12 protein-coding genes are annotated in these 14,170 nt (G+C 45.9%); 1 reads left to right on the top strand and 11 read right to left on the bottom strand.

All coding sequences use genetic code 11. The features are described from left to right. Nucleotides 1–10: 10 nt before the first annotated feature. The 7 genes from GC097_RS12210 to GC097_RS12240 form a co-directional block, all read right to left on the bottom strand. Nucleotides 11–3,115: an efflux RND transporter permease subunit gene (locus tag GC097_RS12210; RefSeq protein WP_171683570.1), complete on the bottom strand. Its 3,105-nt coding sequence runs from the start codon at nt 3,113–3,115 to the stop codon at nt 11–13. Between the two features lie 115 nt (nt 3,116–3,230). Next, nucleotides 3,231–4,622 carry a HAMP domain-containing sensor histidine kinase gene (locus GC097_RS12215; protein ID WP_171683571.1) on the bottom strand — a complete coding sequence of 464 codons (1,392 nt, stop codon included), beginning with the start codon at nt 4,620–4,622 and terminating at the stop codon, nt 3,231–3,233. Further along, nucleotides 4,619–5,296: a response regulator transcription factor gene (locus tag GC097_RS12220; RefSeq protein ID WP_171683572.1), complete on the bottom strand. Its 678-nt coding sequence runs from the start codon at nt 5,294–5,296 to the stop codon at nt 4,619–4,621. Before GC097_RS12220 ends, GC097_RS12215 begins: the two co-directional genes overlap by 4 nt. Before the next feature lie 37 nt (nt 5,297–5,333). Then, entirely contained in the window at nt 5,334–6,038 is a 705-nt protein-coding gene (gene queC, locus GC097_RS12225; protein WP_171683573.1) for a 7-cyano-7-deazaguanine synthase QueC, read from the bottom strand. A 59-nt stretch (nt 6,039–6,097) separates the two neighbouring features. After that, nucleotides 6,098–6,778, bottom strand: coding sequence for a 7-carboxy-7-deazaguanine synthase QueE (locus GC097_RS12230; protein WP_171683574.1), 681 nt, complete (start codon nt 6,776–6,778; stop codon nt 6,098–6,100). After that, the gene (gene queD, locus GC097_RS12235) at nt 6,778–7,251 is read right to left on the bottom strand and encodes a 6-carboxytetrahydropterin synthase QueD (protein ID WP_171683575.1); all 474 of its coding nucleotides are present in this window, start codon (nt 7,249–7,251) and stop codon (nt 6,778–6,780) included. Before queD ends, GC097_RS12230 begins: the two co-directional genes overlap by 1 nt. A gap of 69 nt (nt 7,252–7,320) precedes the next feature. After that, nucleotides 7,321–7,602 carry a hypothetical protein gene (locus GC097_RS12240; RefSeq protein WP_246294191.1) on the bottom strand — a complete coding sequence of 94 codons (282 nt, stop codon included), beginning with the start codon at nt 7,600–7,602 and terminating at the stop codon, nt 7,321–7,323. A 218-nt stretch (nt 7,603–7,820) separates the two neighbouring features. Here GC097_RS12240 and GC097_RS12245 point away from each other — a divergent pair, with 218 nt between their 5' ends. Next, nucleotides 7,821–8,450 carry a nitroreductase family protein gene (locus tag GC097_RS12245; RefSeq protein ID WP_171683577.1) on the top strand — a complete coding sequence of 210 codons (630 nt, stop codon included), beginning with the start codon at nt 7,821–7,823 and terminating at the stop codon, nt 8,448–8,450. A gap of 77 nt (nt 8,451–8,527) precedes the next feature. Here the strand turns inward: GC097_RS12245 and GC097_RS12250 are convergent, their stop codons facing one another. The 4 genes from GC097_RS12250 to GC097_RS12265 form a co-directional block, all read right to left on the bottom strand. Beyond that, nucleotides 8,528–9,709, bottom strand: a complete 1,182-nt coding sequence (locus GC097_RS12250; protein WP_312875658.1) for a hypothetical protein — start codon at nt 9,707–9,709, stop codon at nt 8,528–8,530. Between the two features lie 195 nt (nt 9,710–9,904). Continuing rightward, nucleotides 9,905–11,338, bottom strand: a complete 1,434-nt coding sequence (locus GC097_RS12255; RefSeq protein WP_171683578.1) for a glycosyltransferase family 2 protein — start codon at nt 11,336–11,338, stop codon at nt 9,905–9,907. 6 nt (nt 11,339–11,344) lie between these two features. Continuing rightward, the gene (locus GC097_RS12260) at nt 11,345–13,216 is read right to left on the bottom strand and encodes a hypothetical protein (protein WP_171683579.1); all 1,872 of its coding nucleotides are present in this window, start codon (nt 13,214–13,216) and stop codon (nt 11,345–11,347) included. Nucleotides 13,217–13,332: 116 nt separating this feature from the next. Next, the gene (locus GC097_RS12265) at nt 13,333–14,133 is read right to left on the bottom strand and encodes a Cof-type HAD-IIB family hydrolase (protein WP_171683580.1); all 801 of its coding nucleotides are present in this window, start codon (nt 14,131–14,133) and stop codon (nt 13,333–13,335) included. Nucleotides 14,134–14,170: the final 37 nt, after the last annotated feature.

The raw sequence follows: 14,170 nt of genomic DNA on the forward strand, positions 1-14,170 counted from the left end.
TATGTGCCTCCTATACCTCTAACGTTGTGTTTTGGTTACTTTTTTTACGATTGAACATGCGACCTATCCGGTTCTTTATGCTTTCAATCAACTCGTACACAATAGGTACGACAACTAGCGTCAGAACGGTAGAGGTAATCAGACCGCCGATTACGACAACACCCAGACCTTTACCGATTAATCCGCCTTCTCCGGAAATACCTAGCGCGAGCGGCACCAAAGCCATAATGGTAGCTCCAGCGGTCATAATAATCGGACGAAGTCTCACTTTCCCAGCTTCAATCAAGGCATGTCGTACGGTATAGCCTTCTTCACGAAGCTGCTGCGCACGGTCGATCAAAACGATCGCATTCGTGACGACAATGCCGATGAGCATGAGGAAACCAATCATAGATGTAACCGTTAGCGGCTCTTTGGCAATAACGAGTCCGAGCAGTCCTCCGATTACGGCAAGAGGTAGAGAGAAAAGAATAGCGAATGGCGCGCTTGCGTTTCCAAAAGCCAGAACCATGATCAAGTAGACGACGAACACGGCAGCCGCCATGGCAACGAACAATTGACCGAAACTCTCATTGACATCCTCGGAAACACCGCTCACTTTCGGTGTCACGCCTTCAGGTAATTCAAAACCTTTCAATGCCGCGGTAATTTTAGCACTAACTCCTGTTTTGTTGGAGTCGTTAATTTTGGCTGTTACTTTAACAAGCTGCTGCTGATTTTCACGCGCTAGGGACGCAGCGCCCTTCGTTTCATTGATTTTGGCTACTTCTTTTAACAGAATCGTTGATCCGTTTGCTCCCGTTAAAGGAATATTGCCTAGTTTTTCAAGCGTATTTTTGTCCGATTTGTCTAACGATACCGTTGTTGTATAAACGATATTATCAAATTTCATATCTCCCAGATTTTGTTTTTGAATCCAGGCACGTGCTGTATCACGGACAGAGGATGAGCTTAAGCCGTAGGCTCTCGCTTTTTTCTGATCCACAGCAATCTCTATCTCTGTTTTTGCATCACTTAAATTATCTTCAATCTCGGCAAGCTCAGGGAAGGTTTGCAGCTTTTCTTTCACCATCTTAGCTGCTTTCTCCAGTTGAAGCTGATCCTCACCCTGCAAGGTATAGGCAAAATCCGTCGAAGAAGTTCCGAAATCGCCTTCCATGGTTTTAGGCTCAACTTCTGAACCGTTCGGCAATTCAGAAAGAATGTAAGCTTTCATTTGATCTTTTACTTTATTCGCATCTACATTGTCGTTCACTTGGACGAAAATCTGTGAAGCATACGGCGTCCGTTCGTCATCTTTGCCGGCATAACCGACCAAGGATTCAACGAATTTAAACACAGGCTCGCCTTTCGAATCTTTGGTATCTAAAAAGACGGTTTCGATCTCTTTCGTTTTCGCATCTGTCGCTTCAAATGAAGTCGAATACGGCAGTTTCAATTGGAAATACATCGTTGTCGCTGCTTTTGAGCTAGGCAAGAAAGAAACCGATAGAAACGGAATCGTACCCGCCATTGTCACTACTAGCATAAGCAGAGAGAGAAGCAATGTTTTAATGCGATTTTTCAAGCTCCAAGTCAATACTTTTTCATAGAACGTTGTCAGCTTAGTCGGCTTCGACTCATCGTGACTTACTTTGCCTGGTTTACTGCGCAGAACAAGCAGTTTAGCCAACATCGGAATGACCGTTAAAGCTACAATCAAGGAGGAAAGCAGCGCACACGCAATCGTTAGCGCGAACGGTCTAAAGAACCCGCCAATAACGCCCGTAACCAAAGCAAGCGGTGCAAATACCCCTACGGTGGCAAGTGTGGAGGACGTAATCGCCATCGAAACCTGCTTCGTAGCTAAAGCAATAACGGACTCCTTGCGCTCCTGCGCTTTTTCCAAAGAGGCGTATATGTTTTCAATAACAACAATCGAGTCATCCACAACCCGCCCTACTGCGATAAAAATACCGCCGAGCGTCATCGTATTAAGCGTTAAATTCAAGGATGACATCAATAGCAAGGTAATTAAAATGGAAAGCGGAATCGAGACAAGAACGATAAGCGTCATCCGTACATTGCGGAGGAAGACGAGAATCATCAAGGATGCCAATACAGCCCCCACGATTCCTTCGCGAACCAATCCAGTGATGGATTCCTTAATCTGGTCTGCGCTGTCGTAGGTGTTCTTAAACGTAACGTTCGGCAGCGTAGTTTTCCACCCGTGAATTTGCTTCTCGATAGCTGCTGAGAATTCTACCGCATTTGCGCTGCCTGCTTTGTACAAAATCATCCCAATCGCAGGTTTGCCATCCAAACGGCCAATGAAATTTGATTCTGTAATCGCCTTGACGTTGGCAATCTGATTGAGCGTTACGATATCTCCCTTAGGCGTTGTGATTTCAAGCTGCTCCAATTCGTACAAACTGGATAAGTTGCCTGTTACACGTGTCATCTTGTTGTTGCCGCTAATTTCTACACTGCCGATCGGACTTTTCGTAGCGGCGGAATTAATCGCATTGGACACTTGGCCCGGCGACAAGCCATAGACATCAAGCGCAGACGCATCAAGTTCAATGTCAAGCGAGGTATCCCTGGCTCCGATTACGTCCATATGGTCAATCCCTTTAATTCCTTCAAGACCCGGCTTAATTTTATCTTTAAAAGATTTATCAAGCTCCGTTTGGCTGATTCCGTTATCCGCATAAGCAACTAAATAGTTGGAAGGGAAGGAAGCCGCGCCAAAAGTTGATGCTTTCGGTGTTCCCGCAGTTGCCGGAAGAGAAACTTCAGCCAGCATATCCTGCACAGCTTGTTTCTTCTTATCCGTGTCCACGTTTTGCTTGAACATCAGAATGATCATGGAGAAGTTATCGCTGGATGTCGATTGCATGGAATCCAAATCTTCGATATTCGCGAGCTTCTTCTCGATAGGAGATGTGATTTCATCCATGACATCCTTCGGCGCACCGGTATACGTTGTCGTTACGGCAACAACCGGGAAAGAAACGTTCGGCATGTTCTCTACTTTAAGCTGCGAAGATGAATATAAGCCGCCTACAAAAAGCATGATCATAATAATGAATAATGCCGAAACATTTTTCATGGAAAAGTGTGTAAGTCGATTCATTCCTGTACTCCCCTCATATCATCATTGTTTCTATAAGATACAATTCGAATATGAACCCAATATGAACAAACAGCAAAAAAGCTTGGAAATATGCTTTCCAAGCTTACCCTGTTCATCATTTCTTCAATTGATAGGTCAAAATCGGTATTGTAACCAGGAATTGGGAACCTTTTCCTTGTTCGCTCTCTACTTCAATCGTCCCTTGGTGCAGATCAATAATTTTCCGGACAATCGCCAGTCCAAGCCCGCTCCCGGTGTCCCGCTGTCTGGCTTGATCCGCTTTGAAGAACCGTTCAAAAATTCGGCCTTGATCCTCTTCGGACATGCCGATCCCATTATCTTGGATCCAGACCTGCACACGATCTCTCAACGGGACTAGTTTGATAAAAATATGCCCGCCGGCCGGCGTAAATTTGACCGCATTCCCAATCAAATTCATCCAGACCTGATTCAATTGATCGGCATCCGCCGAAATTTTCACTCTTGGCAATGATAAATCCATATCAAGCTCTTTTTCTGACCATAGCGGCTCATAGAAGACAACGATTCTTCTCAGCTGTTCATCCAAATCAAACGTTGTCGGGTGAAACGGATGATGCTCGGATTCCAGTGAAGCGAGTTTTAACAAATTATCGCTGAGCCGGGACAACCGCTCACTTTCCCGTTCGATGATTTCCAAGTAGCGCGCACGCTCGGACTCCTCGATTTCGGACCCCCGCAGCGCTTTAGAGAAACCGCGGATCGAGGTCAGCGGCGTTTGGAACTCATGGGACACATTCGAAACGAAGTCCTGGCGCATCTGCTCAAGCTGCTTCAGCTCGCCCGCCATATGATTGAAGCTGTCCGCCAACTGTCCCAGCTCGTCCTTCTGCTTCATAGGCACATGCACATTGAAATTTCCCCGGGCGAGCCGCTGTGTGGCCACCGTCAGCTTCTTCAGCGGGTTCACAATATAGCGGGAGGCGATGAGTATGAGCAAGCTGCCCACGACAAGCACGATAACAAGAACCGTAATGATCGCTGTCTGCACTTGACGACGGGTCGTCTCGGATAAATTCGGATGAATGAAGAGAGCAAACGTCTTATCTCCGACCTTAAGCGGGATGCCTACTTTCATATCGCTGAGCGGATCTCTGATCATGCCATAATCCAAACTTTTGAACATACTGCCTTTCAAAACAAAGGCTACTTCCGAGGCGCTGATACGGGGGACTCCGTTTTTATTTAATGAAACTACCGTCATTGGCTCGCCATTCTCGTTAAATAGGGTGAAAATGTAATTTTCATTAAAACGGTTGCTCTCCTTCACGAAAGTATCCAGCTGCCTCACCTGCATATTTTCGCTTAACTTGACGATTTGACTGCCGATGGCGAGCATTTCATCCTGAAATTCGTTCGTTATCAAACTTCTGAAAAATAACGTGGCCAGCGGGAAGGCGACCGATACGCTCACGACCACTACCGCCAGGAAAGTCAGGACGACACGGAGGTAGAGCGACTTGATCATCCCTTCACCTCAAGTCTGTACCCCAATCCGCGGATCGTAGCGATCCGAAACTCTTCCGTCAGCGGCTCAAAGCGCTCCCGCAATCTTTTGATATGAACATCAATCGTCCGGTCGTCGCCTTCGTAATCGATCCCCCAAATTTGTTCGATGAGCTGCGTTCTTGTGAAAATTTGCGCAGGATAGCTGGCCAGCTTGTACAGCAGTTCAAACTCTTTCAACGGGAGACCCAGCCGCCCATCCTGGAAGCGAACTTCGAAAGCCGTGCGGTCAATGATGACATTTCCGATCGTGATCGTCTGAGAGGCGTTGATGCGATAACGCTTCAAGAGCGCTTTAACCCGCATGACAAGCTCCAAAGGGTCAAAGGGCTTCACGAGGTAGTCATCCGTCCCCAGTTGAAACCCTTTCACCTTGTGGACGGACTCGCTTTTGGCGGTCACCATCAGAAGGGGCATATCTTCGTAACGCGCTCTTAACTCGCGGCAAAGCTCCCAACCGTCCATCAAGGGCATCATAATATCCAGAACGACTAAATCCGCCGGGGTCGTTTCGAGCATGTTGAGCGCCTCAACGCCATTGCTGGCTTGCATCACCGTCAAACCTTCTCCAATCAAATAAACGCGTATCAACTCTCTGATATCTGCGTCATCATCCACCACCATGATTCTCGTCACGATATGCCCTGCCTTTCTTTGGCTGCCAAGCTACCTTTTACAAATACGGAATAGGGTCCTTAGAACCTGCTTCCTCGAAGCCTTTCAAACGCAAACGACAGCTGTCGCAAACTCCGCACGCTTCCGCTTTTCCATTGTAGCAAGAGGTTGTCAGCTCATACGGAACACCGATTTTCAAGCCTTCTTCAATGATTTTCGCTTTCGTCCAGTCAATGAGAGGCGTTTGAATCGTGATACCTTTGCCTTCAACACCTACTTTGGTAGCAAGGGCAATGACTTCTTCTACTTTATGAATAAATTCAGGACGGCAATCCGGGTATCCGCTGTAATCAAGGGCGTTCACCCCGATATAAATCGCCTCGGAGCCTGTTACTTCCGCATAAGACGTTGCGATAGATAAAAAGAGCAGATTGCGCCCCGGTACGTAGGTCACAGGGATCTCGGATTCCTCGGATTCTCCGTTCATGACGTTTGGCACGTCAATGCTATCGTCCGTTAACGCGCTGCCGCCAAAATCACGCAAAAAATCAAGTTTGATGATTTTGTGGCGCCGGCTCACACCATAATGCTCCGCGACTTGCTTCGCATTATCCAATTCAATCTTATGGCGCTGCCCATAGTCAAAAGAAATCGGATACAGATCGTATCCTGCCTCCTTGGCAAGGCCCATGCAAGTTGTGCTGTCTAATCCGCCGCTCAAAATAATAACGGCTCTCTTCTTGTTATCGTTGATTACGCTCATGAAGACACCTCTTTTTTCTATTTATATTGGAAAAAAGGGATACCGCGGCTCGCGCGCGACTAAACGCCGCGCATCGCCGGATCCCAAATAATTTTGTGCAGCTGCATATTGAGCTTTACTTTGGAAAGCCCCGCTTCCAGCATCAGCTGGACGAGCTTATGCGGCGGCATCGTCTCCCACACCGGGCTGAACATCGGCAGCGCCTTCGTCGGATGCTGCTCCAGCACGTCCACCGCTGTGCGGAAATCGTGCTCGCTGCCGATGACGAACTTCAGCTCATCCTGCTCGCGCAGCAGGCTGAGGTTGCTGACAATCATCTGCTCCATCTCACCGGAGTCGGGCAGCTTGAAGTCCATAATGTATCGCACCTTCGGCGAGGACACACGCTCTACGAACATGGCGAGATCGATCGCGCCGTTCGTCTCGATGTGCAGGTCGTCGACCTGCTCCAACTCGGCGAGCGCTTCGACCAGCGCAAGCGACTTCTCGCCGTACAGGAGCGGCTCGCCGCCGGTCAAACAAATATGCCGGGAGCGGAACGTTGTGACTTTGCTGATAATTTCAGCAATGGTCATGACGTTCTCCGCTTCCGCGGGCGGGTAGCTGTACTTGGTATCGCACCAGGTACAGCGCAGGTTGCAACCAAAAAGACGGACGAAGACCGTAGGGAACCCGGCACGGGTTCCTTCGCCTTCAACCGTCTCGAAGATCTCGACCATCGGAATGCGGATATCTCGCATTATTCTTCCTCCTCCATCATCGAGCGGGTGATGGCCGCGTAAGAGGTCGGGGTCTCCCACAGCCGGATTTCTTCCAACTGAATGGCAGGATGCAGCTTCTCTTCCAGAAGCGCCTGATGAATCTCCTCATACATCCAAACAATCATATTCTCAGCCGTTGTATTCATAGGCGGCAGCACGTCATTCAAATATTTATGATCCAAACGATCAATGACGCGTTCTTTCGCAATGCGTTTAATATCTCCAAAATCTATCGCGATCCCCCGGCTGTCTACCTTGCCGCGCATAATGACTTGCAGCTTGTAAGTGTGGCCGTGCAGATTTTTACATTTTCCCTCATAACAATGCAAATGATGCGCACTGTCAAACGTAAATTCCTTGGAAATCAAAACGGATTTGTGATGATATTTTAATTGGTTCTCTGTGATGTCGCGCCCCAACATTTGCACATCTCTTGGGATTTCATAGCTCATATCTATCACCTCTTAATTTAGAAAAAAACAGTACTCTACATTATATCATGAGGTGCCATTTCTCACAATCTATCTAATATCTTCCTCCGGATGAGTCCTCTTTCTTTTTTGCGCCCAATCCAAGTGGCCCCTAATTTCCTGCATCCGCTCATTCTCATCGCGCAAATCCGATTCAATCATGGCCATTAAACAGGCAATCTGCTGGACAACCGTATCGGGAAGCTCTACCTCTTCCACTGATTTCACAATATAAAGAAGGCATTGCAGCGTTTCATCCATCAGGCTCTTCTTGTTGCCGGTTAGAACAACTTCTGACAAAAAAACAAGATGGCTCAGCTCTTTCTGGGTCATTTTCAAGAGGGACATCCCCTTTCCTGCTTCCATTATCCAACATTTTCCGACATCACGAAAGACCCCTTGACAGCTTCAACTATAACATTTATGATTACAGTAAATTGTTATTGATTAGTTTACAGTTAAACGTCTTTTTTCAATCATTTTACAGAATTCTTTGGAGCCTAAGAAAACACACTAAAAAGAATCAATTCTAATCCTTGGAGGGAAATTACATGAGCACACAAGTACAAACCGATGTTTTAAAAGTTTTGGAAGACCGTCGTTCCGTGAAGCAATACCAAGCCGGGCACAAGATGCCTAAAGCCGATCTTGAGCAATTATTAACTTCTACTTCGCAAGCTCCATCCGCTTGGAATCTTCAACACTGGAAGCTTCTTGTGATTGACGATCCTGCGCAAAAAGAAAAATTGCTTCCAATTGCCTACGGCCAAAAGCAAATCATCGAAAGTTCTGTCGTTATCGCCGTTCTGGGTGATCTTGAAGCGAACAAAAATGCTGAGCTAGTTTTCGGCCCTGCGGTAGAAGCTGGATTCATGCCGAAAGAAGTGAAAGACAACCTCATCGCTCAAATCAATGGCGCTTATCAATATCCGCAAGTCGCTCGCGACCAAGCGCTTACTAATGCTTCCCTTGCTGCTATGCAGTTGATGGTTGCAGCCAAAGCAATGGGCTACGACACTTGCCCAATGGGTGGTTACGATGCAGCTAAATTTGTTGAAGCTTTCAACGTTCCTGCACGTTATGTTCCGGTTATGCTGATCAGCGTTGGTTTGGCAGCAACGCCTGCGCGTCCTTCAGGCCGTCTTACATTGGATCAAATCACTGTTTCCAACACGTTCTAATAGTATTCCTATCTAACGTAAAAAGGCATGGCTCTCATTTAGTTGGGAGTTCATGCCTTTTTATCATGATTGAACGGTTAATGAATCTGATCTGTTTCAAACCAAATTTCATCGATCAGTTTATTCCGGTACAGCATCGATACATTGAAGGTTTCGTAGTCTTTTTCCTTATCCAGCTCTTCCAGCAGCAATGCCGCAATCAGCTCCCGATCATCCGAATCCCCTGGCTCCCGGAAGTCAATGAAGCCGGTTAGCTGACGAGAACTAATATCCACCGTCGCCGTCCCAATGGGCAAACCGCCATACGATTGCTGGTAAATTTCATACGTAAGCGTGTCCCCATCGTCCCTTGCCAAAATAATCGAGTAATCCTCTCGCTCGGGTGGTCTAAGCGATTCCGCCTTCATATCCGTCACCAGATCCAACAAATCAATATGCGTCAGTTCCACCGTATCAATGATTTCCCCATCATACATCATATTGAAAATAAATGTATCCGTTTCATCCTCATCAAAATCAGCCACAACCAGCTCCGTTACCGAATCCATTTCCTCATCAAAGGGATCGAATTGCCAGATGACTTCTCCAACGACATCAGATCCATATATATGTGTGATCACTTCGGCAACCAATTCCGACTCCTTGTCGTACACATGGTACTCCACATGGTTTCTATACTCGCCCACATTAACAAGATCATATCCCAATTGCTGCCTGCGCTGCTCAATCATATCCAAGCTTTCCGGTCCGCTTGCAGCGTCGATATCGTCAAATCGGGATGCATCGTCATTCACCCATTCATAATCGGCATCATCATCATCCAAATAATAGTTGTTTGATCGCGAATCCTCTTCAACCATCGTCGATAAGGTGGCGTCATCCGTCGCAATGACATAATCATAATCGCTATAGCTTACTCCTACTTCGCACGCCTTAATATTTAAGGCAGCAAGCACATCCTGAATATAAGATTGGGTGAATGCATACACCCGATTCTTGTCCACCTTCCTCATGGACTGCCTCTCCAGATGAATCGAGCCTTTAAGTCGATCCGATTCCCTGTAGACTAGCGTTAACGTACCGACAAACTCCCCATTATACATAATATCGCAGACTTCTCCGCCTGCTGTTTTCAGGTCGGGTCTAAGCATCATATCGGCCACGACTTTCTTCGCCTCCTCTACAGATCTAATCATTCTTCTGTAGATTGTCCCAATTTCGTCCAAAATATGAGTGAAGCCGGGTAAACGTCTATACACATCTGTCCCTCCTTTCATATTCTATCCTATAGAGTAAAAAGGGAGGGATTCTGATATGTCTGCTGGTCATAATAACGTTGGTGCGATCTTAGTGCTTTTCATCTTGCTGGTTATCATTACTAGTGCTTTTGTACTTTAATATTAGAAAAGTCAAAAGACGGTTCCTCCGTCAACTGAGAGGGGGGAACCGTCTTTTTATTCGCTTTGTTGATTTAAGCGTTGGCGCTCGGCTTCTATAGCAGCGAGTTTTTTTTGCATGCTTGGCCTTGCATCTATGTGATTGGCGTATTTGGCAAAAATCTTTTCCGCTCTGGCTAATTTACCTGATCGCATCGCCAGTTCGCCAAGTGATGCTTCAGCCTTCCACTCACCGATCTGGTAATCGGCACTCACATTTCCCCGGTAGGCAGGTAAACTTGTCAATGCCATCTTAATGTTCGACTCTGCTAGCCGGAGAAGATCATCAGCCTGTCTAATACGCACTTGAGCAAGCAAATAATGCGCATCAGGAAACTCAGGATGAGCCGCTATGGCTTTGTGGCAATATGCCTCCGCTTCCGCGTAACTCTTGCGCTGCAACATCAACTGTATGAGCAGTCTGTAGACTTCCGGCATCCGTCCGAAGGCCTTTGTCTGCAACCCTAAACGTTCGGCCTCAAGCAGCGCAGAATACGCTTGCTCCTCGTAGCCTAATCCCAGTGACTCTCTACCCAAAAACAACCAGTGTCCAGGGTTGCTCGGTTCTTCCTGAATCATGATTTGAAGTAAGCGGTGGTTTCTTTCCAGCTTGCCTTTGTTGCTCATAACCGTTGGTTCATATCCGGTATGATTCAGCCTGATTTTTACCGCACGCCGGTACGTATCATGCTGATAAATACCTTTAACTGTGCCCACCTGCTCATGAATTCGGCCAAAATAAAGCAGCCCTCTGTGCGCTGGAAACATACGAACCTGTGAAAAATCGTGACGAACGCTGCCGTTCACCTGATTTAAATGCCAAGCATGGAGAATCGGGGCATCCGGTACATGGTTGAAAACGCCTGCCGCTTCCCTTACGGATGCTGCATCCTCGGGGACAAGCCGTTCATCCGCATCCACCCAAAGCACCCAATCCGACTGCACATAGTGAAGACCCTTATTTCGGGCGGCTGCAAAGTCTTCCTCCCATTGAATCCTCACAACCTTTACTTTTGGAAACTGCATAGCAATCGTAGGTGTTTCATCCGTTGACGAATCTATCACGATGATTTCATCCACTGCACCTAGTAAAGCTTGAATGCACCCGGCAATGTTCGCTGCTTCATTATAAGTTAGAATTGCCGCGGCAACGGTTACCTTGGGAACTTGCAACAATTGATCTATATCGGGTCGCGGCTCGCCTAAGGGAACATGTTGCAAACCTTCATAAATGTGATTGACCCATTGCGCTTGCGGATCCAGCAGCCAAGCACGATCAAATGCTTTCTTAGCTGCTTTTCCGTAATTTTGGAGTAAGAGCGTTTCACCAAGCAAGACCCAAAGCTGCGCATTCAGTGAATTTCGGCTTATTGCCTGCTTCAACTCAGACTCGGCTTCCATAAACTTGTTTGCTTGGATAAGAGAAATAAGCTGTTCTTCTTGATTTTGCATAGTCACCTAGTTCGGCAGCCTTTTCGTATAAGGTATATAAGGAACATAGTAAATGCGTTTGCCTTGATCCAGATCAATCTTAAATAGAATCTGAGTTTGTGTCGGGACAGTATCCTCTAATCGGATAGACATCAATGAACTTGTCTCATAAGTCCAGTAAAACTCATCATTAAAATCTTCCGGTATGACCGAAACGGCTTCTCTAATATTGTAAGGCCCTGTCCAATAGCCGCCATAATTATAATTTGGATACAAGGATCTAAGACTAATAGCCGGAATATTGGTATCGGGATATTTGGTGTCCTCCGTTGAGATCACCCTGAAGTTAAAGTCATCCTGGTACAGAATCGATGGAGAGCCTGTCTTGTGTCCATAAATTTTTATTTTTGAGCTTTGCTGCGTATAATCTTTTGCTTCAAATTTCAAGTATACATCTTGATACACGGAAGCTGTAACTGCATTATTTTCGTTATTATGTATATCTGCGCCTGTAATCTCCGTAAGATTAAATCCATCGAAACCGACATCACTTTTGAAATCAAATAGGTAACTGCTAGTTCCCGAAGCATTTGATTTATACATATCCAAAGTAGCAGGGAACGGATCATTAATCGCATGTTCAATATCTACATTTAATACGGCCTGAAGGGACTCATTCCCTTTCTCATAGGCACGAAGTTCCTTTATTTTCTTTACGCCGTTCGGCAATGAGAACGAATTCCAAGTTAATTTTGGCGATGATCCAAGTGAGATCGTGTTGATCGCTGTGCCCGGGGAACCATACCCTTCTACAACAACTTTATAAGCAAGATCAGCGTTTTCCGGATCATAAAAGACTTCGCTAAGGTCAATTTCAGCATTATTGGATAAATACATAACCGGATTATTCACGTCACCGAGTGAGAAATGCTTGGCTAATACACTGTCTGGTTTTAATTGCGGCGGCATGTTAACGACAATATGAAAAGGAATGACACCTCTAGTCATGCCGCCATGGTGATCGACAACAAGAACGTTCAAATCGAAATCGCCTGGAGTTAAGGGGGTTAGTTCATAGCCCATTACAAATTCATTACTGTAGTCATATTTTTCTTCTATTCGGATATGCGGGTTATTTTTATCAACGAACACAACATCTAAGTCATCGGATTCATAAAATTCACCTTCGACATTCCTTCTATCGGAATCCTCGAAATAACTTCTTAAATGTTCGCGAATCTCATAGCTCGAGATTTTTTTTCCAACTTCACCTTGAAAGCGGTCATCGGTCTCAAGCTGATAAGGCGCAGAATTATCCAAATTATACTCAACAGGGTTATCGTTGATGACCGTTTTAGGACTTATATTGCTGAGCAAGCTCTTTACCTTGTCACGAGTTTGCAGCTCTTCAGGCATTTGACTCATGACTGTAAACACATTTGAGAGATCAAACTTATAGGAATCCGGATCGCCAGTATTCGGTACGACAACGACTTCAAAACTATCGGTGAATGGCTGGAATGGTTCAACTTCGTTTTTTGGATATTTCATTCCGCTTACGGTAAAAGTAGCTTTGCCGATGGCTCCGGCCTTGATTTCATATATTCCATCTACACCTAAAGTCTCGCTGCCTCTTGCTATATTCATCTCATTTTCATTCTGGGTAATTTGCAAATTATATGTATCATATAGTTCTCTCAAAGCATCTAAATCAATGTATTTCGTCCCGTTTTCAGGAATAACAATCGTTTCAATTTTTTCAATATGTACTACCTGAGGCTCATTCTCCGTATTCGCTGCAACAGGAACAGCCATAAACGGCACGGCCATCATCGCCGTACTCGCAATAGCTCCTACGATCTTTGTCTTTTTACGAAAAAACGTTTGCTCTCTCCCCATCATTTACACCACCGTCATCTAGTTTATTTCCCTCATTCTACCATAGCCTAGAAGGAGGAAGAACCCCTAAAACGACAAAAATCCTCAAAAAACGAGGATTTTATAGGAATTTAATATTATAAACAATATTTGACTAGGGCTTTATGCACACCCTCATCGTTATTTGATGCCGTCACCGCGTCCGCGGCTTCCTTCACGCCGTCTGGCGAATTATCTACGGCAATACCGAGCCCGGCGAATGCCATCATTTCCAAATCGTTATAGTAATTGCCTATGGCCAGAATTTCGCTCGAATCGACCTCTAATGAAGCAGCCAAAGCTTTCAGCGCATCTCCTTTATTCGCTTTCGCGCTCATCACGTCAATAAATAAATCACCGCTGCGAATCATCCGCAACTGGCCGTAAAGCTGCTGTTCTTCCCACTCTTGCTGAACACGATCAAGGATCTCCGGCTGACTGAACAGTGTAAATTTCACAATCGGCAGATCCAGCTCAGACACATCCGTCACGAGTTTGGGACTAACCAGAAACTTTTTGTACATCTCCTTCTCGTATTCGCCAATGCGTTCAATATACATGTTAAAGGAAGTGGAAACATCGAAATGAATGCCTTCTCTTCTCACATAATCCAACATAGGAGCGATTTCCGGCAGCGTGAAAGAAAACTCATGAATTAAAGATTTCCCGCGTTCATCCGCATGAACCGTTGCCGCTCCATTATGTGTAATCATCGTTCCTTCCAAACCAAGCTGTTCCAGGATCGGCAGCGTACTGCCAGGGGCTCTTCCGGTACACAGTACGATATGACACCCTTGATCATGAACTTCCTGAATCGTTTCAATCGTCTGCTGCGTTAATTCATGCTCGTCATTCAAAAGTGTTCCGTCAACATCCAATGCAATTAATCGATAGTTCAAGGTTTTCGCTCTCCCTTATGCCTAGCCTTTTTTCGAC

The sequence above is a fragment of the Paenibacillus planticolens genome (genome assembly GCF_013141725.1).
Classification (GTDB): domain Bacteria; phylum Bacillota; class Bacilli; order Paenibacillales; family NBRC-103111; genus Paenibacillus_E; species Paenibacillus_E planticolens.